This window comes from Candidatus Cloacimonadota bacterium (assembly GCA_020532355.1).
GTDB lineage: Bacteria > Cloacimonadota > Cloacimonadia > Cloacimonadales > Cloacimonadaceae > UBA5456.
Window position 1 is genome coordinate 1 of the sequence record JAJBBD010000268.1, and the last position, 18,943, is coordinate 18,943.

The following is an 18,943-nucleotide window of genomic DNA, read 5'->3' on the forward strand; positions in this document are numbered from 1 at the left end:
CTAAATGAAGATCCGGCACCGCCACCAGTACCAGCAAAGGCACCGCTACCAGTACCAGTACCACTACCTGTTCCACCACCTGGGCGTCGCGCCGAAAAGCCTTCCTGTACCGTAACAATACTATAGGAAGGAGCGATGCTGGTGCTAGCAGCGTCAAATCCGCCGGCGAAAGCTGCATCCAGAGCAGATGAGCCTCGTGCAGCAGTTCCTGTTCCACCGGGTGTCCCCTCAGTAGTAGGAGTTTCTGCCGTTTCCGCTGGTGCTGCTTGGGGAACATACGTTCCAGTAGGTTCAGTAATATCGGCTTTTACTTTTTGTGCTTCACCCTGAAGAGTTTGCAGTTTTTGGGTAACGGTCTCTTCGTAAGAATACTCTGGTTTAAGGAAGATATCGAATATTACCACAAACACTAAAGACAGCAATAAAACCAACCAAACAATCATTCGGTTGAAGCGGCTTACTGCATCGGGCCTGGCTCTACGAGCATATTGAGCAACAATCTGTTTTTCTTCTGGAGTGAGTACAATTACCCATGGTTCCCTATATTCAAAATCTACACTCCAATCGGGAGCAAGAGTAAGAGTTCCTTTGATGTCTTTCTTTAAAACCAATTGGTTACCAGAAAGCAGATTGTTTTGTTTAAGATAGTTACTGTCAACTGCATTGCCGCCTTTTTCAACACTCAATTGAGCGCCGGGTAACAATTGCATTACATACTCGCCACCTTTTTGCTGGATAAATAAATGCTTATCAGGAAAGGAGGGCTCTAGAATCTGCCATTGCAAGAATTTGTTTGAACCAATGGTAAAGTTCTTCTTGATTTCTTTGCCTTCTTTGGCGTAATCTAGGAATTTACCTTTGTAGTTCAATCTGAGACTTAGTATTTTTGCCATAAGACCTCCAATTATCTGACTGATGCAGAACTGTATGTCCTCAACCAGTCCACATCCTCAAGCGTTGCGAAGTAAATATTCTCATAACCCACGGAGGTGCCTGCGCTCACTATTTGAGTTATATATCCACAGGGAAGATTTGCATCTGCCTGTACAATGAGACAGGCGTCGCTTTTCTTCTCTTCCGGAATTGCGGCGAAATCTAAAGTAAGAAAATTCTGCAATGCGGCGCGAGTTTCGCCATCTTCCACTAATTGTTGAGGTGTTCCTAAGGTGAGGTTTCCCACACCCAGTTTTACTTCATTTAAATATAGTTTGATAGGCGTAACAGTGGCATTCTCTAATAGCTTATCGGTAGATATGGTGGTAGGATACCTCATATCCGGAAGTTCTGAAATCTTCACAGCTTCCATCGATACATTTTTGATAAGGAATACCAATATTATTGTAAGAACGTCCAAAAGAGAAGTTATCGATAGATTTTTAACATCTTCAACCTTACGGCGTACTTGCCGTCCTCCCTTTTGTTTACGTGAAAATTGACTATTTGAACTCATAATTTCCTCCCCAAACTCTAATAGAAATATACGGCTTTGGGGTTGCGATAATGTACCGTTACAAATCCGTTTGTTTTACACAGGTCAATGGTGCGGACAAGAGTATCATAAATCACGTCAGGATGTACGATTACGGCAATTTCCGTAGTATCGGAATACTTCTCTTTAAGTTGAGCAAGTAGATCATTCAGACGAGTATAGTCATATACATTCTCATTCAGCCATGGTAATTTGTGTATCTCAGCATCCGGTTCTCTTACTTCCATACCAGGAAATAATCCTGCATCATCATGCTGTTTGATCATGAGATGTATTTCAACTATCTTATCCTGATTACCGCCTCCGGGGCCGTCTCCTCCGCCACTACCTGTCGAGTCTGAAGCGAAGTTCAAAGCCAAAAGAGACACCTGAATTGTTATCATCAACATCAAAAACGGTATGATGGTAATGAATAGATTCATTATAGGAACCAAATTGGGTTCCTGGGGTGCCGTCTGACCTTTTTGTTGCCTCGCCTCAGAAGGACGATATGGTCGACGATATCCAGCCATAATCTTTATTCCTTGATCTGGTTGTTAATATGGTTTACCAGTTTAACGCTGTATTCGTCGATGTCGCTGATAAGATTCTGAGCGCGGGTGAAAAGTCCACCTTTGATCAGAGTGAGAGGGATAGCACCGATCAAACCAAATGCCGTTGTTCCGATAGCCAGTCGAATACCATTGGTAAGAGCGGCATTTTGAGCAGCACCAGTAAGACCTTCAAGCGCAGAGAAAGCCTGGATCAAACCAAAAATGGTTCCCAGAAGTCCCAAATAAGTGGAAACCTGAGCTAAAGTGTCAAACCAGAACAAGCCACCATCGAGCTTATGCACTTTTTGAAGCACGGCTTCGTCAAAGGCATTTTGCACGGAGATGCGAGCTTCCTCACCCTTTTTGCCGGATTTGCGAACATCCTTGAACACAGATAATCCACTCCAAAAAATAAAGCCCATGGTCGTTCCCTTAAACTGGTCAGCAATCTTAGTGGCTTCTTCAATTTGGTCGTTTTTAACAAAGTTTTTCAGTTTGAAGAAGAACTTCTCGGCATCAATCTTTTCACGAAAATATAGCTGAATATAGCGAACTATAGCCAATGCCAAACCGATGAGAAAGTTGATAAGGATTAGATATGCAAATTCTCCGCTATCGCGAAACAAAGTAATGAGACCTCCTCCTCCACCGGTTGAGGCTGTTGTTTCTGGTACTACCTCTGCGCCATTTTGTGCAAAGAGGAACCCTACACTCATCAACAGGGCGATTACAACGAGTATGATATGCTTGCTTTTCATTTTGACTCCTTAAGCCATTTATTTAATAGTAATTCACTGTTTTCTTGAACGATTTTATCATCCAGTACAAAACGATATTTTCCAGTAACAAAAAACGTATCAGATTTTGATTTGTATATTCCGGAAGCCGGCGCCATGTCATTGACGTTGATTTCGATAACTTCAGTATCAACTATAGCTCCTTGAATTCTCGGTTCCGGTGTAGGCGTAGGCTGAGAATCTGCTTGTTGTGCTACAAGAAATGTACTAAACAAACTCAACAAGAGCAATAAAAACAAAGTCTTTTTCATCGGATTTCCTCCTTTCCGGCTTGCGCATAAGAGATTTTTGCCAAAAATCCTCGGTATATAGAGCTATTAGATATCTCGAAACGAAGTATGTTTCGACCAGTAACGACGTTCTGTGCTGGGATCAGGATCTCTCCTTTATAGATTGTGAGAGGATCAGGATCGTAATCAAATATCGCATTACCTATCTCTGAACCGTTCAAAAACACGCTTACGGTTTCAGGTGCGATGAATTCTATTTTTCCTTGCTTAAACTCTGAATCCATAATGAATTCTGTTTCGAGTATCAGATTATTAACGGGTCCATCTAGTTCTGAGACCCAGATAGGGCGGGCAGCACTTTGTTCCATATCAGCCAAGTTTTCCCATGTGATATTCCATTCGCTGGCTTCTGAGGCATAATCAGAACTCTCCTCACCCGTTTCAGGATCAACATTGATTACGCGCCAACCTTGGTTTGTAAACAGATTTTTTTGCTCGGGGGGGATGTTTTCACGAATTCGCTGTAAACTGGTCATCATCTGAAGAGCAAGAGCCGCTTGCATTGCATTCGAACTGGTGTTTCCCATCGATACTTCAATTACATTGTTGCCCTGAGTAAATAGTTCGCCGGGAATCAAATAACTGTATCGAGTGGTTATTGGCTTGCTGGCATCTAAGCTGTCAACAGCTACCCAGCTCGAATTAACCAAACTGCCATTAAGCTTAACCTCCATATCTAAGGGAAATACAACATGTAAGTAGGCAAAATTTGGTTCTAGGTCCAGATTAAACTCACGCTCAATACGCAAAGTTGTATTAGCAGGAATCATAGTGTTACCCAATGCTTGACCTTTGGGGCTTTGAATTTGGCTAATACTAAGATCTGAACCTCCAGGTTCAAGACTCTGTTGCCAATTGTTATCTAAGGTCAAATCCATACTGCGATAATCGATGCTCTGGTTGTATTCTTCTAATGCAGCTTTAGCAGCATGGGTTGCATCAGACTGGTATCCTGCTAAATGGTACTGAGTATAGATTTGATTATTCCAAATAAGCGAATTGATGATGTAATCCTGAGTTTCTTGAGCTACAAAACCATTAAGCTGATTCTCAGCATCGGTACCCCATTGAGATGTATAATACTGGCCTTGTTCGGTAATTTGGAAGAAAGTGCGAATCTGTGTACCAACAACTTCGGCGCCTCTGTTATATATCTTAGAGATTAGGGTATAAGCGTCGATTTGTCTTTCATTATCGATGGCATAACCACTCTCAGCTGCTTCACGCATCAGGTTACGAACCTTGCTTACTTCTGCTTCGATAGTATCTTTATATTTTGGGATGCGGCGATCTCCACCACCAAGGTTTACATCCCATTTAGTAAGGCTATTAACTCTTATTTGCTGAGCAGGAGTCTGAGTAAAGATAGCGCTTCTTTCTAATGCGTTCAGCCGTGAATCGTAACTCTCAAGGAAAGCAATGCGCTTCTGAATATCGTCGTATTCTCGTTGAACATTATTAAACACAGTATAAATCTCTTCACCAAAACTCAAGCCCTCTTTCTTATAGGCAGATTCTACAGAGAGATAACGATCTCGTGCGGCTAAAGCACCTTCATAATCGCCATTGAGATAAGCAGTATCGAATTCATTGGCAATAGAACCTAGTTCAGTTAATGCCACATTCTGATAATAGCTACTCTTGGTAGAATCTTTCAAATAAATATCGCGGGCTATACGGTTATATTCCTCTGTTTCATTACGATCGTAATATCCCTTGGCCATATATTCCATATAAGGCACTGTATCCGAGTGGTCGGGATATGTGGCGATAAAGCGATTCATCAGAGCGTAACCCGTATTTACATCTCCTTGAAGATTGTATAAACGAATAGCATCTGCCAAAAGGCTACTGGCAGCAACTTCACCGTTATCAATATTTCCTGTTTGAACTTCTTCAAACAAGGCTAGATATCCTTCAGCGGCTTGTACTCTGGTAGAGTCGTTTTCGGCAAGATGATTAATTGATGCTAAGCGAAGGAAGAAACTATAATTGCTAGCTGGATATTTAGTGATGAATTCCTGTTCCAGATTCTTAGCAAGATCTGGGTTGTTCATCATGCTATCTGCCTCCGCTATTTCTATAGCTTGAGAATAACGGGCATATGCGGCATCAATATCGGCATCATTTGCGGCGAGTTCCATCAAAAGATCTATCGCCTGTTGATATGCACCAGCTTTTTTAAAAGCTTCAACTGCTTCGTTCTTCTGCCCCAAAATTTCCAGACCGCGTGAAGGATCCATCTCGGCAGCTAAGCGCAAGCGTTCATTTGCTTCCGTGATGTAGTCACCACTTCCAGATGCAGATTCAAAACTGTTTTGGATCTGGACCAGAATGTCTTGATTAATGCTGGCTTTGTCTTCTTCATTGAGGGCAAGAGGCAGCGCCTGGCGGAACCAGTTTTCAGCATCGGCATATTGCTCCTGTCGGATGCTAATTTCGGCAAGCTTGAGATAGGTCTCCCGCTTGTCAGCATTACTCATTATATCGCTGTTTTCCAAGGCTTGGTTATATAACTGAACCGCTTCAGGATATTTTTGGCGGCCAAATTGGACATCACCCAGAAGCAGGATAATGTCTACCGCTTCAGATAGTCTTGCCGGGGTTGTGAAACGCTCTTGATTAGATACGTACAAAAACCTCTCTGAGCTGTTTTGTAGAAGTGAAAAGGCCTCGTCTAGGTCTGTCGGGCTTCCGGCAGGGGCGATGTATTCTTCATCTTCGAAGGCGGTTCTGGTTCTATCAAAAGCAGTGCGTGAATAGTCCATAGCCAATTTCTCATTTTCATAAAACTGACTATTGTTTGGATATGCATCGTTATAGGCATATAGTCTTTGTATGGCTTCCAGAAAATCTGGTATGCTGCCTGTGCGATCAGCTAAAACTGTATATGCAGTTACAATAAGGCTATCCGTTTCGGTTTTAAATGCCTGATAGTTTTCTTTATGCAAATTTGCAAAACTATCATAACTCTCCATGTGAGTTTCGTATGCCAGCAAGCTCTCACGGTTAATATTGCTGGCAAAAGTGTTATAAAGACGATAGCCGCGCTGAGTATATGCGTTATCGATAATCTCAATCTGCTCGGTGATGTCTTCGTTCTTATTCACGTCAAACCATTGAGACTCGTGATTGTAGTTATTAATAATGCGCTGATATATATTCTGCGTGATTTCGTCTAGATTATCGCCTTCACGCATGGTTTGGTTTGAATTGTGATACAATACCAAGATCGAATCTAGAAGTACAGGATTCTCAAGAGCCAGTGGGGCAGCACTAATCTTGAACTCTAGAAAATCAACAGCTTGTAGCGAAACTCCCATATCAAGCTTTAACTCAGTGGAGCGATTAACTACCTGTTCAATGATCTGCTGATTCGAGTATCCTTCAAATACGCGCTGTAGCTCAGCAACACCACGAGATTGCGATCTATAATCCGTTCCATCCATTGCTATAAGGCAATAGGCTATGTTTTCTACGGCATCAGAACGGTAATCGCTGGCTATCTGAGGATCCGAGATCAATCCGGCATCTGTAGCTAGCAATATCTCCATAAAGTCATTCATAGCAAGTCGCAGATCCTCTATATCCAGACTATTCAATCTAACCCAGCCCCTCTGATACAAAGCGTCATAATAAAGAGGACTCTGTCGATTGTCTACAATCTGGTTAAAGTATTCTATTGCAGTATCTCTGAAGGGGACCGGATCATCCGAATCCGTTGAATAGCTGAAGTTTAGAAGGCCAAGTCGATATACTGCTTCTTCCCACATCTTGGAATCCGGATGGTCGTTAACGATCTCGGTTAAAGCATCATGCGCTTCAGAGAAATTGGACTGGGAATACAAAGCGTTTGCAGGTGGGTTTTCGTTACCTCGCGCTGTATTGCGATAAGCTATCTTGTTATTACTTACCTCAAGGCGCTTAATCTCACTGGTGATAAAGGCTATATTATAAAGAGCAAGATCACGATCTGGTAAATTAGGATCCAACTGTAATGCCATTCGATAGCTATTCAAAGCGGGATTGAGGTCTTGCGGAATGGCATAGTATTGTAATTCCGCCAAACTATAATACAAGTCTGCAGCACTAACCAAAGGCGCTCCACCGGGCTGCTCAATTGAAGTGAAATCTGGATTTGATTCAATGAAAGAGCTAATCTCATTAATTAAATCCAACTGCTCCTGACGCCAATGTTCTCGTTGTGTTTGAACTTCTTCGGAACTCAAGTTAACTTGATTGTCTAAAAAGCTGCTGTATCCTTTTAAAAGATCGCGATACGCCATCTTTAATGTGATATATTCTATGCTGGTAAGAACCTGACTATAGCCGCGAGTAAATACCTGATCGCGGTCTGCAGAATACGCTACATCGCTAATCTCAACTGCAATGCGGGGTCGAATCTCGCCTCTAAGATCGCTATTAATTATCTCTCGAGCTTCAGTAAGCACATAATCTTCCAATTCGTTAGCTGTATCCTCAAGCAAGGCTTTATCTTCTACTAACGCATCATATTCTGCCAAAACCTGAGAAAAATATTGGCTTTCATCACTTTCCAAGCTCTGAACATCAGCCAGATATTTCTGATGCAATACTTCAGCTTCAGATTTTTTTGTTACAGCCCACTGACGCTCACTATTCAAACGTTCAGTATATTCAGGATATTCGCCGCTAGCCAACAGATCGTCAATTTCATCTATTATCTCATCGTATGAGGATATAGTACGCTTGGTTTGAATGACCCTATCCAAATAGAGATCTCCCACATACACATCTGCATTCTGGGGGTCTCTGGCGCTTAGGCTCAAAAAGTTCTGTTGTAAAAGGTTATCAAACTGTTTTAAAAGTCTATCGTAAAAATCTAGATTTTGCTTTACTGATGCTATATTTTTCAAAGCGGGTTGTAAGCGCTCTTCGGTAAGCGTTGAAGTATTGGCATAATCCGCAAGTAATCGCTTAATCTCATCCAGCTTAATCATTTCATCGTTGTGTGCTTCAACTATTGCATCTGCAAACAACATGCCTTCCATACCAATCATCTCGTTATAAATAGCTGTAAGATCAAACTGTATCTGATCTATCTGAGTGCTTAAGTGATTATACTCTGTTTGAGTCGGAGCTTCAAAATAAGTAGCCAAATCTAAATTGTTAATGCGGCTTAAAACCCTTTGCTTAAGTGGAAGAAGTACGTTTAAAACAATATCTCGGTTGTGATTGTAGTTTTCTACAAGGTTAATAATCTCATCGTAGTTGCCGCTATCTGCACTAATATCTGCATATAAATATAGATAGCAGGGGAAATATTGTTCGGTATTGTAGTTTTCGAATACAATATGACTCAAAAAATCTTTTGCTGTTTCACGATCTCCGGCTTGCAGGAAACCTATTAACTTTCGGTATACAACAAGATTTAGCATCTTGCGCGCACCCTGATTAAGGTCTGTTCTTAAAAGAGAGTCAAAGATAGTAATAGCTCTATCGTTTTCTCCGACCCTTGCATACATGTGCCCCAGAAGATACAAAACTTCATTATCGCCAAGATAACTTAATACATTGGTAAATTTTTGTAACTCTTGATCGGCTCGTTGGGGATCCATCTTGATAATAGTGGGTAATTCATCCACTAAAAATTCTTTTGCTGCCGCTCTGATTTCATGTTTCTGAATGCGGATCTCTTCCCGAAGCTGCTCAACTGTCATCTGCTCATCATATTCGTCCATTTGGGCAAATAATGTACTGAGGCAAGCCAGTGCAAAGACAAGGAGCAATAATATTTTATAATACTTTTTCATAACCCCGCTCACTTTAGACTCTCATTAGATTAAAAATATAGCATATTAGAGGCAGTATGCCAGGATGCATCGTCTGCACCCTGGCGAACTGTCATATATAGGAAGTATGAATTCTACATTTCACCGCTATATACTTGGTAATTAGTTCCTGTTTGCCTTCAACTCCTGAATCCAAGAGCGAAGATCATCAAGGGATTTTTGGGCTTTTTCACGTTCCTTACGAAGCTCTTGCAGTTCTTGGAGCAAGTCTCTTACCTCGGGGGAAAGCTGGGCATATGTGGTACCTCCACCAGTACCGGAAAGACCAGGCGTTTCAAGAGTGGTTCCGGGAGTAACAACAGCCACTTCGCCGGGTCTGGTATCAGCATCAGGTGGTATTACAACAACTTCGCCCGAACCCGGTATGGTATCTCCAGTTGGGGGTATTATTACGCCATCTTCGGTTGGAGTTGTACCGGTTTGAACTATGTACGGATCTTCAAGATCGCTATCCATAGCATAACGTCTAAGATCGGGACGGCGTTGCGCTTCGGCATATTTATCGAAAAGATATGATATAGCGAAGGCCACTCTTAAGTTGTCTTCATAGCCGTTATCCTTGGCAAGATCTTCGAGAGCTTGAGCTCCTACCTTGAAACCGAAATTCTTCCAACTGTACTTAATGCCTGCATTAAACTCATGACCGTCAAATTCACCCTGAAGAGCAAGATCTCGTATTGGAGACATCTCCGCAGACATGAATATACCGTTGAATATACGTGAACGGCTTACTTGACCAACAAAACGGTTGGTTCCAAACCCTAAATTGAACATCCAGGGCATACCAAATACTACTGCTTGCTTTGATGCTACGGCATAAGGGGAGTAGTATTCGTAGCCGGATTTATCAGGATGATAATAAAAATCATCGGTAGGAGTAAGCCCACCATCATGAATGCCATGTGTTGTTATGGGAGAAAATATATTATCCATCCCTATTGACACTTGCGGCAGACGGGGTGTCTCCTGCAAAATCTTAAACTTTAAATTCAAAAAATAAACCAAAGGCTCATCTTCAATCTTATCGCCGACAAACATGCCCAGTTCAACACGATCAAAGAGTCCTACGCCTGCCATCATATATGGTACAAAACCATCATATTTTACGGGCTCTGCAACGTCACGATAGTAGCCAGCTAACATAAATTCAGCTGCTCTATGTGGCAAAACATAGGCATCTGGAGTACGCAGCATGCCAAGCGTCTGAAAAGGCGCTGCCTGCAAGAGGCTAAACATCGCTGCAATAACGATTACACTTAAAATAACTTTTTTCATACTTCCCTCCACCTTACGGTGTTGCTTTCTATTCATGTTTCCTTTTTATCGTTGACAAATAATCCGTCAAGTGTTTTCTCGAATTCATGAAGACTATCTCCAATCAAGAATTAGCCAAAATAGGCGAAGATATTGCCGCCTCGTATCTCACAAATGGCGGCTATAAGGTACTTTGCAGAAACTTCCAGACCAAGCAAGGAGAAGTTGATATAATTGTAGAAAAACATCAACAAATTATTTTTGTGGAAGTTAAAACAAGATCCTATCACTCTATACAAAGTGCCGTAGACAATGTAAACTACAAAAAACAGCTTCACATTACAAAAACCGCACAAGTATATTGTAAACAAAATCCCCAATTTGACAAGTATAATACTCGCTTTGATGTAATTATTGTTCTATATGATTCTTATAATGACTCTTACAGTATTAAACATTTGCCCGATGCTTTTCTGCCCATAGCAGACGAACCTTATTGATATTTCCGTATTGTTTTTTATGGGCACTGAACAATATAGAGTAAGGGACAAAACCCCTTTAGTAGAGTGGTGGGTAGAAAGCAATAGAAAAAAAATTCACCATACTTCAAGTTAGAGCGCATTTTCCTTTGTTTATTTGTATGTGGGGACGGTCTATTGTTGTGTCTATAACCCTTGGCAAGGCGCATTAAATCCACTTTATTTCCATATTGCATTAGGCTGTCGTTACCCAGAGTTCAAACAATGATCATCGTATGCAGGCAGGAGTATCTCTGAGTAAACCATTGCTAATGGTGGCTTAACCCGTTGGGGGTCATTTGGGGAAATAAACTGTAAAAGTCAGTTGAATAACCGGGGCACAAAGAAAAGTCCCATACTACAAGGATAGTGGGTGGGCACAGCTACGATCAGAAAAACCCAGCAAACCGATATTTCGTGCATAGAAATCTGCCATCCATGAATGTGCAACGGTCTTTGTAAACACTAAAACGGATAGTAGATAATTGCAGAATGGAGCATTGTTTTATAGAGAAAGCAATTTTGCTAAACAATTGATCTGCTTATGTATTTCAATTCAAGGGCAGGGGTTTGAGGGATTAATTGCGCAACAGGCTGCTATCAAAATCTGAGCCTAAGAATCTCATCCAATCTGGATTGGATTGCTCCATATCGTCTCCGGAAGCGTAAATCAATCTATAGTTATTATTCATCTGAATATCTATAAACACATAAACTGCCCGATTGCCGGAAGAGTATTTCCAGATCTGATAATCTTTACGCACAAATCTACTTTCGTCGGAACTGGTTCCTCTTTCGATATCTGATGGAGCACCGTTGCGGATATATATGCGTCCCATATCAGTTGTCCAACCTGGTTTAAGTGAGGAGTAATATCTATTGCTATGTTCCACGCGTTCATGCACCAGATCAATAATGTTTTGCTCACTCATTCCGGTGCTAAGCGCCATGCTTTTCCAGAAGTTTGTTATATGTCTGCGCTTAGCTTCTTCATTCATAGAATCCCAGTTTGCAGGAGTGCGGCTGGCCATAAAATATCGCATTAGGCCATATTCATCTTCGGGATCTGGAAACAAACTTAGCATTAGCTCCACAGCTTCCGAGAGGACAAAATCAAAATTCCGAGTGTCGGTTAATTCTTCAGCCTGAAGGATTATTTCTCCCCTATATTTTCCCGCTTCCAAATTGGATAGAGGAATTCTGAGCGTAAGAACTTCGATGCTCTTTTGCGGAGTGAAATCCAGGTATTCATCCATAATCAGTTCACCGTTTTGCTCTAAATTAAGCATTAATAACTGTGGTGTATTCAATTCCGTTTCTGGTGTATAAACTTCCAGATACAGATGAGCGTATTCATGATACTCACGATTAAGAATAATGGAAGGTAAAGATTCGTAGGTAAATCCATTACGCCTAAACTTCTGCAAGTAAGCGCTACTATCTGGATACACCTGAGCATTCAATTCCACGTCGCTGATTCGTGAATTGGCATCTAAAGTGGCTATAGGAAAAGACCAGTTAAATTCCTTATTGCTGTTTAGGTCTTTTGCAGTAAAATTTAAATTATAATTTTGCGGGCTTAAGATAAAGTTCATGCGGTTTAAATAGCTCTTTTGAGTGGATAAAGCGTCATATTTGCTGCGTATCCCAATATTATCGGTAATACTTTGGACAAAAAGTACGGAATCGCGATTTGAGATCTGAACCTGAATGTCTACTTCGGCAAAATAAGCCCCATTTTGTGCCAAAAAAACTAAGGAGCGATATGGAATTTGATAATCCAAAAGCAGCACGGTGTCTTTATCTGAAGTTAAAAAGCGGTTGTAATCTATGTGCATGTGTATTTGCTCGGTAGCGTAGGCTCCCAGAGAACAAAGCACATAAAAGCTTAGTGCCAAAATCCTTTTAATAATCGATATATTCATCTTCTTTGTTCCTCAATGTATACTGCCCAAAACCACGTTCATCAGTAAAGATAAAGCTTCGGTTAAAGCGAAAGTAATGCCAAGTTATACTGGATGGTTTGCCAATTGGGAAGGCATCGCCAACAATCTGATCGGGATCGCCAAATTTAATATAGATTCTGCCGCGGTCAGATTTCCATCCTGGCATTCGTTTATGGATTGTGAATTGTTCATCTGCTTGCAATATTCGGTGATAAAAGAATTCTCGGTTTTCGTTGCGTAAAGTGCCGGGACTAGGATCGTTTGCCTGCCAAAAGCTTTCAATGGCATCGTGATACTTACTTTCAGGAATTTTTCGTAGTACCTTCCATTCATTTTGATTGGCGATATAGCGCAATTGTTCAAGCTGGTCTTTAGGCGAGTAGCGCTGATTATAAGAAAACCATGCCTGGTATATAAGTGGCTCCAATTTATAACGGATATTCATCTCATCAACAAATATTACCAAAGTAGAGATGCTATCTTGAGGGGCAATTTCTTTCAAGTTGAGCTCAAATGGGCTGGTAGGATTCTTAAAATCATGTTTTATGCCGTCTAGAACAAGGCTCAGATTTCCGGCACCAATGGCAAAGCGATGGCGTAAGGTTAAACTATCCAATTGTTTAAGATCCATACTTTCCGGAATATAATCAAAGCCTTCTCTGCAAGCAATAATGTAGGCTTGCCCCAATTCTGTAGAAACGCTACCCACATTGAACTTGCGACTATAATTCTGCTTATCACCCAATTTCTTGTTTCTTAAACTAATGCTAATACTGTGCGATCCTGTAGAGAGCTGATATGTTTGGGTAATAGGGATGGCAGTTCCCTTTAGCCAGTCTCGGTTTAAAACCTCAATTTGGATTTCGTTATTTGCCACCTGGGTGCCATGCTGGTTTTTTATTTGAGTAGAAACTTGATACACAGATAAACTATCGTCTTTTCCAAAGTGGAATGTATCATAAGGGAAGAGCATCCATACATCCACTCCGCTATCGAACGTTTCAAACATTATTTCCTGAGCAGATAGTTGGAGTAGGCACAAGACTATAAAGATCAGGCTAATCAGCTTTCTGCGTGACACTTTGAATATCCAGTTTGTAATCTATTTTTTGTGCATCCAGCCATGCCAGCACGCTATTATCGGCAAAGATTGTGTCTCGTGTTTCCAATATATAGTATTCATGGTCTTTGGTTTCTACCTCCACTTGTAACTTTATATTGCCTGGTTTACGCTTAATCCAAGAGGCAATTTCTACCAGTTTGCCTTTTAAGATATGGCTCTGATTGCATCTCAGTTTTAGGCATCCTTGCATTTTTTGGGGCAATTCCTCAAACATGATAAGCTCAGATGGCAATACTCTTAGTATTCCATCGTCGTTTCCATTATAGCCACTTTTTGAGCCAATTATATAATATACCTTTCCAACATGGAGCATACTGCTATATTTGTTGAAATCTCTGCTAAATAAAGAAAGCTCAAATTTGCCATTGAGATCTTCCATTTCCACAAATGCCATCGGATTGCCCTTAGAATCTTTTTTACGGACAATGTTAGATACTATTCCCACCAATTGCAAATCTCCACTCTTACTTTTTCCACTTATTGAATTGGCATTGCATATTTGTTTTACCAGATTGCGATACTCAAACAGCGGATGACCACTCATATAAAAACCCAAGACAGCCTTTTCCATATCCAATTGATGTAAATAGCTCCAATCTTCAATGCTGGGTAGCGGCGGGAAATAATCGGCCTCATCATCATTGTCGGAAATCAGGTCAAACAGATTAGTCTGCCCTCTTTTCCTATCTCGCTGATCTCCGGAAGAAAGCGCCAGAGCTGGTTCAATTACTGCCCATTTCTGAGCTCTAGTACCTTCCAATTCATCCATAGCTCCAGATGCTATCAGGCTTTCCAACACCGTTTTATTAACAGCCGAACTGTCTAATCTTGAACAGAAGTTGAATACACTGGTAAAAGCCCCGTTTTGTTCCCGCTCTTCAATAATAGCCTTCATGGCGGCTTCTCCCAAGTTTTTAATGGCTCTCAATCCAAAGTGCACATCACAATCGTGCACGCTAAACTCGGCAATACTGCGATTGATATTGGGGGGAATGATGTTTATGCCCATACTCTTACAAACATCAATCTTAACGGGAATATCGGATGGATCATCTTCTAAAGATAGCAATGCAGCCATAAACTCAACCGGATAAAAAGTTTTTAACCATGCCGTCTGATAAGCCACCAAGGCATAGCATGTTGCATGACATTTATTGAATGCATATTCGGCAAAACGTAGCCAATCTTGCCATATCTTTTCTATGGTAGTAGCTGGAACCCCGTTTTTGGCAGCGCCAACTATGATCTTCTCGCGAAACTTCATCATCAAATCAGAGTTTTTCTTGCCCATGGCTTTGCGCAGTGTATCGGCTTCTCCACCTGTTAGCCCGCCCAATTCACGAGATATCTGCATTACCTGCTCTTGATAGATTGTTACTCCATACGTACTCTTAAGGGCATTTTCAAGCAAAGGATGATCGTAGCGAACCACTTCTTTACCGTGTTTGCGGGCAATATAACTATCTATAAATTGCATAGGTCCGGGGCGGTAAAGTGCCACCATAGCAATAAGATCTTCAAACATATTGGGCTTTAAATCTATTAAGTATTTGCGCATACCATCGCTTTCAAACTGGAACACTCCATCGGTTTCACCTTTGCTAAGCATGCTGAATACTCTTTTGTCGTCTAAAGCAATATTCTCGATATCAATTGTTTTATTTTGGCTATTCTGAACCAGATCGATGGTTTTCTTGATCAAAGTTAAGGTTTTAAGACCCAATATGTCCATTTTCAGCATCTTAAGTTCGTCTAACCACTTGCCCTCATATTGCACCAAAATTACCTTTTCACCATCCTTTTGAATGCTGCAAGCCAAAGGCACATATTCGGTTAGGTCTCCCGGTGCTATAACTACACCCGCTGCATGAATACCGGTTTGACGAATCAAGCCTTCTAGCACTATTGAGTGTTTTAAAATGCTCTGATACAATTCATTCTGGTTAATCAGATTCACAAAGTCCGGAAACTGTTTTAGCGCATCTTCCAAGCTTTTAACCGGGCCTGGTATGGTTTTGGTGATAGTATTGGCATCTGCCGCAGGTACAGACAATACTCTTGCCACGTCCTTAATCACGCTTTTAGCTCCCAAGGTGCCAAAGGTTATAATTTGAGTTACGCTTTCCCGATTGTATTTTTGCACTATATAATCTATTACCTTATTGCGTCCCTGCGCACAAAAATCGATATCAATATCGGGCATGCTGATTCTATCTGGGTTTAGAAATCTTTCGAACAATAAGCCATATTTGATCGGGTCTAATTTGGTGATGTTTAGCAAATATGCTATTATGCTGCCTGCAGCCGATCCTCTACCGGGTCCCACTGGCACATCTTGTTTACGGGCATTATCGATAATATCTTTTACTACCAGGAAGTAGCCTTCAAAGCCCATGCGCTTGATAACCCCCAGTTCGTAATCTATTCTTTCGAGAACCTCATTATTGGCTTGGGGATATTTCTCTTTTGCTGCTTGCAGGCAGAGATGGCGCAGATAGTCTCCCATTTCTTTAAATTCCAAAGGTGTTTCCACTTCCGGTAACAGGAATTTGTCGTAATGAAGTTCCAAATCTATCCTTTCGGCAATCTTTAGAGTATTTTCGTATGCTTCCGGCACATCCGGAAAGATTTCTTTCATCTCTTGGGGAGATTTAAAGTATAGTTGTGTGGTATTGTACCTCATTCTGCCGGGATCGTTAAGCAGTTTACCGGTTTGAATACAAAGCAAGATGTCGTGTGCTTCATGGTCTTCTTGATGTAAATAGTGACAATCGTTGGTTAGCACCAAAGGTATGTTTAGCTCGTGCGCCAAATCTACTATTTTGGGCATCACAATTTTCTCCGAATCCAGTTGATGGTTCTGAATTTCCAGATAGTAACGGTCTTGAAACAAGTCTTTATACCACAATGCAGATTCCCGAGCTTCGCGATCCCGATTGTTTAAAAGCAACGATGCAATTTCACCTTTTACGCAAGCGGAAAGGCAGATGATGCCATCACTATATTGGCTAAGAAGGCTTTTAGACATGCGTGGTTTGTAATAGAACCCATTTATATAGGAGAGTGAAGAGAGTTTCATCAGATTTTTGTAACCCTGATAGTTTTGCGCCAGGAGAACAAGATGGTGGCGCAAATCGTTCTTGCTAAGATCGTTATCTAGCTCTCCATTGATAATATAGGCTTCAGTGCCGATTATCGGTTTGATTCCGGCTTTTTTGGCAGTTTTATAAAAATCAATCACGCCAAACAAATTTCCATGATCTGTTATCGCTACCGCGGGCATACCCATCTCTTTGGCAAGCTTCACCATGCGGTCCACCCGGCAAGCACCATCTAATAAACTGTATTGTGTATGATTATGTAAATGTACAAAAGACATGATCTACTCCATCTCACTCTTAAAATTCATGATTTAGGAAAAGGGATTATGTGTCAATTGAAATCCATCGCAATGATGCCCTCAAATGCTATATAAAATAAGAGTTGTTAAAGATCTATGTGCCTATCCATTGAATATCCGGCAGATCGCATTTCGAAGCTTTACTTCATCCACATTTCTTTACTGAACAATACAGAGTAAAGAACACAACCCTGCCGTTTTTTAGCGCTACGATAATTAAATTTCTATATACACAAGACAGTTTTGTTCACCAGAGTATCGCCAATACAGTAGCTTCGAAGAATCTCAAAAGCAAATCCATCATAAAACGAGACTTGACAGTAAGCCCAAACAAATTATATTGCCCTCATCAAATATAAGGAAATAAAATGGATTACAAAGAACAAGAGCCTCAATTCGACCTCCAAAATCAAGATTACAGCAACTACGAAAGTGCTGAATTGGAGCGTATGTTTGAAAACGCAGAAACAGACAGTGAAACCTATAATGCCATAATCGAAGAACTAAGCAAAAGAGGATATAACTTCAGTGCTGAAGAGGATTTTTCTCAAGAAGAACAGCCGGAGCCGCTTGCTCAGCCTATTAAAGCATTGCGCTACAGCATAGCCGGCACGAGAATATGGAACATTGTAGCCCTTATTCTGGGTATTTTGGGCGCAGGCTTTTTCCTCTCTACCCAAGCAAGCCTTACAAAAACAGAACCTTCACTGCGGATCATGGTTTATGCGATGGTGGTTCTTTTGGTTACACTTAGCTATATCATTACCGGTATTCGCCTGTTGGCAAATCTTAAAGACCAAAGCAATCCGAGACGCATTGTGCTCAACTACGAATATTGGTTTTTGGCAATTGTTTGGTATCTGTTTTGTGCGTATGAACTTTATAATGCCGCCAAAGGATTTTATATGTATTGGAAGATGTCCTTAGGCATACAAATTTCTCTGTTTGCCATTATCCCCACTCTTGCTATGGCACTTTTCAGTTTTCTCTTGGGGATGGCTATGTTCTATTTGGCAAAAGAGTTAAAGGTACATCAAGGTTTCAAAGTAGATTCTGAACCAGATAAAGATATGTAGCATGAATCCTCTCCAGTTCACCAAATGTCTATGGTTTGCCGCATTGATTGTGGGCAGTATTATACCCTTATCCTTATATGCATCAGATACCATTATTGGGCTTGATTTTGAGATGAATTACTGTTCTGCCCAAGACAGTCTTATAGTGCGAGGATTTCGGCCTATTGAACCAGATTCTCTACTCTTTGAAGATGCAGAGGGCTGTAGCCAAGTAACCCTCTATTTTGCAAAGGGTAAACCGGGTCTTAAATGTATCATGATCACACTACGGGGTGAGGATACTCAGCTCTTGGAAAATCAAGCTATAGATATGCTAACTGCTTTCCACTCCAGCGAATATGAATATGATGCAGAAGTTCGGGAAGCTTGGTGGAAACTGGATGAATTTCATTTTCTTAATGCTGCCGCATTGGCAGAAGATGGCGAATATTCCATCTTTTACGGCGATATTCGCGAAGAAGAGCTGAACCCTTTTTAAGCCTATTTCTCTCCCCCTTCGTTTGCTCTATTTCTGCTCATTATCTCCTCATGAGATGAGGAGATAATGAGGGAAAGATAAGCGAAGTGCAAGGGATTTATAGATGTTAGAATGCTTGACTGGGGTGGCAAGCTCCAGATTGTTACAAATGCGGCTACAAGCAGTACCTACCTTTGGGGTGGCAAGCTCTGTTTGCCACAGCGAGCAC

The 18,943-nt window shown here is 41.2% G+C and carries 13 protein-coding genes; 3 read left to right on the top strand and 10 right to left on the bottom strand.

What is annotated here, in order from left to right:
* The 7 genes from LHW48_09185 to LHW48_09215 all read right to left on the bottom strand — a co-directional run.
* The coding region (locus LHW48_09185; protein MCB5260623.1) for a hypothetical protein at positions 1-893 on the bottom strand (893 nt) is incomplete at its 3' end.
* Positions 894-904: 11 nt separating this feature from the next.
* Positions 905-1,450 carry a biopolymer transporter ExbD gene (locus LHW48_09190; GenBank protein MCB5260624.1) on the bottom strand — a complete coding sequence of 182 codons (546 nt, stop codon included), beginning with the start codon at positions 1,448-1,450 and terminating at the stop codon, positions 905-907.
* A 17-nt stretch (positions 1,451-1,467) separates the two neighbouring features.
* Positions 1,468-2,001, bottom strand: a complete 534-nt coding sequence (locus LHW48_09195; GenBank protein ID MCB5260625.1) for a biopolymer transporter ExbD — start codon at positions 1,999-2,001, stop codon at positions 1,468-1,470.
* Between the two features lie 5 nt (positions 2,002-2,006).
* Positions 2,007-2,780 carry a MotA/TolQ/ExbB proton channel family protein gene (locus tag LHW48_09200; protein ID MCB5260626.1) on the bottom strand — a complete coding sequence of 258 codons (774 nt, stop codon included), beginning with the start codon at positions 2,778-2,780 and terminating at the stop codon, positions 2,007-2,009.
* Entirely contained in the window at positions 2,777-3,070 is a 294-nt protein-coding gene (locus LHW48_09205) for a hypothetical protein (GenBank protein MCB5260627.1), read from the bottom strand. Before LHW48_09205 ends, LHW48_09200 begins: the two co-directional genes overlap by 4 nt.
* Positions 3,067-8,901 carry a tetratricopeptide repeat protein gene (locus tag LHW48_09210; GenBank protein ID MCB5260628.1) on the bottom strand — a complete coding sequence of 1,945 codons (5,835 nt, stop codon included), beginning with the start codon at positions 8,899-8,901 and terminating at the stop codon, positions 3,067-3,069. Before LHW48_09210 ends, LHW48_09205 begins: the two co-directional genes overlap by 4 nt.
* A gap of 141 nt (positions 8,902-9,042) precedes the next feature.
* A complete protein-coding gene (locus tag LHW48_09215) occupies positions 9,043-10,215 on the bottom strand; it encodes a hypothetical protein (protein MCB5260629.1) in 1,173 nt (390 codons plus the stop codon).
* Between the two features lie 86 nt (positions 10,216-10,301).
* On the opposite strand from LHW48_09215, the gene LHW48_09220 reads away from it, so the two are divergent.
* Entirely contained in the window at positions 10,302-10,694 is a 393-nt protein-coding gene (locus tag LHW48_09220) for a YraN family protein (protein MCB5260630.1), read from the top strand.
* Between the two features lie 596 nt (positions 10,695-11,290).
* Here LHW48_09220 and LHW48_09225 read toward each other — a convergent pair.
* From LHW48_09225 to LHW48_09235, 3 genes are read right to left on the bottom strand one after another with little or no spacing between them, the layout of a single operon-like run.
* Entirely contained in the window at positions 11,291-12,637 is a 1,347-nt protein-coding gene (locus LHW48_09225; protein MCB5260631.1) for a GWxTD domain-containing protein, read from the bottom strand.
* Positions 12,618-13,739 carry a GWxTD domain-containing protein gene (locus tag LHW48_09230; protein ID MCB5260632.1) on the bottom strand — a complete coding sequence of 374 codons (1,122 nt, stop codon included), beginning with the start codon at positions 13,737-13,739 and terminating at the stop codon, positions 12,618-12,620. Before LHW48_09230 ends, LHW48_09225 begins: the two co-directional genes overlap by 20 nt.
* The gene (locus LHW48_09235; GenBank protein ID MCB5260633.1) at positions 13,717-17,160 is read right to left on the bottom strand and encodes a DNA polymerase III subunit alpha; all 3,444 of its coding nucleotides are present in this window, start codon (positions 17,158-17,160) and stop codon (positions 13,717-13,719) included. The genes LHW48_09230 and LHW48_09235 overlap by 23 nt, the downstream gene beginning before the upstream one ends.
* A gap of 389 nt (positions 17,161-17,549) precedes the next feature.
* Between LHW48_09235 and LHW48_09240 the strand changes: the two genes are divergently transcribed.
* Both LHW48_09240 and LHW48_09245 read left to right on the top strand, forming a co-directional pair.
* Positions 17,550-18,257, top strand: coding sequence for a hypothetical protein (locus LHW48_09240; protein MCB5260634.1), 708 nt, complete (start codon positions 17,550-17,552; stop codon positions 18,255-18,257).
* A 1-nt stretch (position 18,258) separates the two neighbouring features.
* On the top strand, positions 18,259-18,735 hold the full coding sequence (locus tag LHW48_09245) for a hypothetical protein (GenBank protein MCB5260635.1): 477 nt from the start codon (positions 18,259-18,261) through the stop codon (positions 18,733-18,735).
* Positions 18,736-18,943 lie beyond the last annotated feature (208 nt).

Excerpts from the sequence above, each read along its gene's own strand:
- LHW48_09190 (MCB5260624.1), bottom strand. The coding sequence starts at position 1,450 with ATGAGTTCAAATAGTCAATTTTCACGTAAACAAAAGGGAGGACGGCAA.
- LHW48_09195 (MCB5260625.1), bottom strand. The coding sequence starts at position 2,001 with ATGGCTGGATATCGTCGACCATATCGTCCTTCTGAGGCGAGGCAACAA.
- LHW48_09200 (MCB5260626.1), bottom strand. The coding sequence starts at position 2,780 with ATGAAAAGCAAGCATATCATACTCGTTGTAATCGCCCTGTTGATGAGT.
- LHW48_09205 (MCB5260627.1), bottom strand. The coding sequence starts at position 3,070 with ATGAAAAAGACTTTGTTTTTATTGCTCTTGTTGAGTTTGTTTAGTACA.
- LHW48_09210 (MCB5260628.1), bottom strand. The coding sequence starts at position 8,901 with ATGAAAAAGTATTATAAAATATTATTGCTCCTTGTCTTTGCACTGGCT.
- LHW48_09215 (MCB5260629.1), bottom strand. The coding sequence starts at position 10,215 with ATGAAAAAAGTTATTTTAAGTGTAATCGTTATTGCAGCGATGTTTAGC.
- LHW48_09220 (MCB5260630.1), top strand. The coding sequence starts at position 10,302 with ATGAAGACTATCTCCAATCAAGAATTAGCCAAAATAGGCGAAGATATT.
- LHW48_09225 (MCB5260631.1), bottom strand. The coding sequence starts at position 12,637 with ATGAATATATCGATTATTAAAAGGATTTTGGCACTAAGCTTTTATGTG.
- LHW48_09235 (MCB5260633.1), bottom strand. The coding sequence starts at position 17,160 with ATGTCTTTTGTACATTTACATAATCATACACAATACAGTTTATTAGAT.
- LHW48_09240 (MCB5260634.1), top strand. The coding sequence starts at position 17,550 with ATGGATTACAAAGAACAAGAGCCTCAATTCGACCTCCAAAATCAAGAT.
- LHW48_09245 (MCB5260635.1), top strand. The coding sequence starts at position 18,259 with ATGAATCCTCTCCAGTTCACCAAATGTCTATGGTTTGCCGCATTGATT.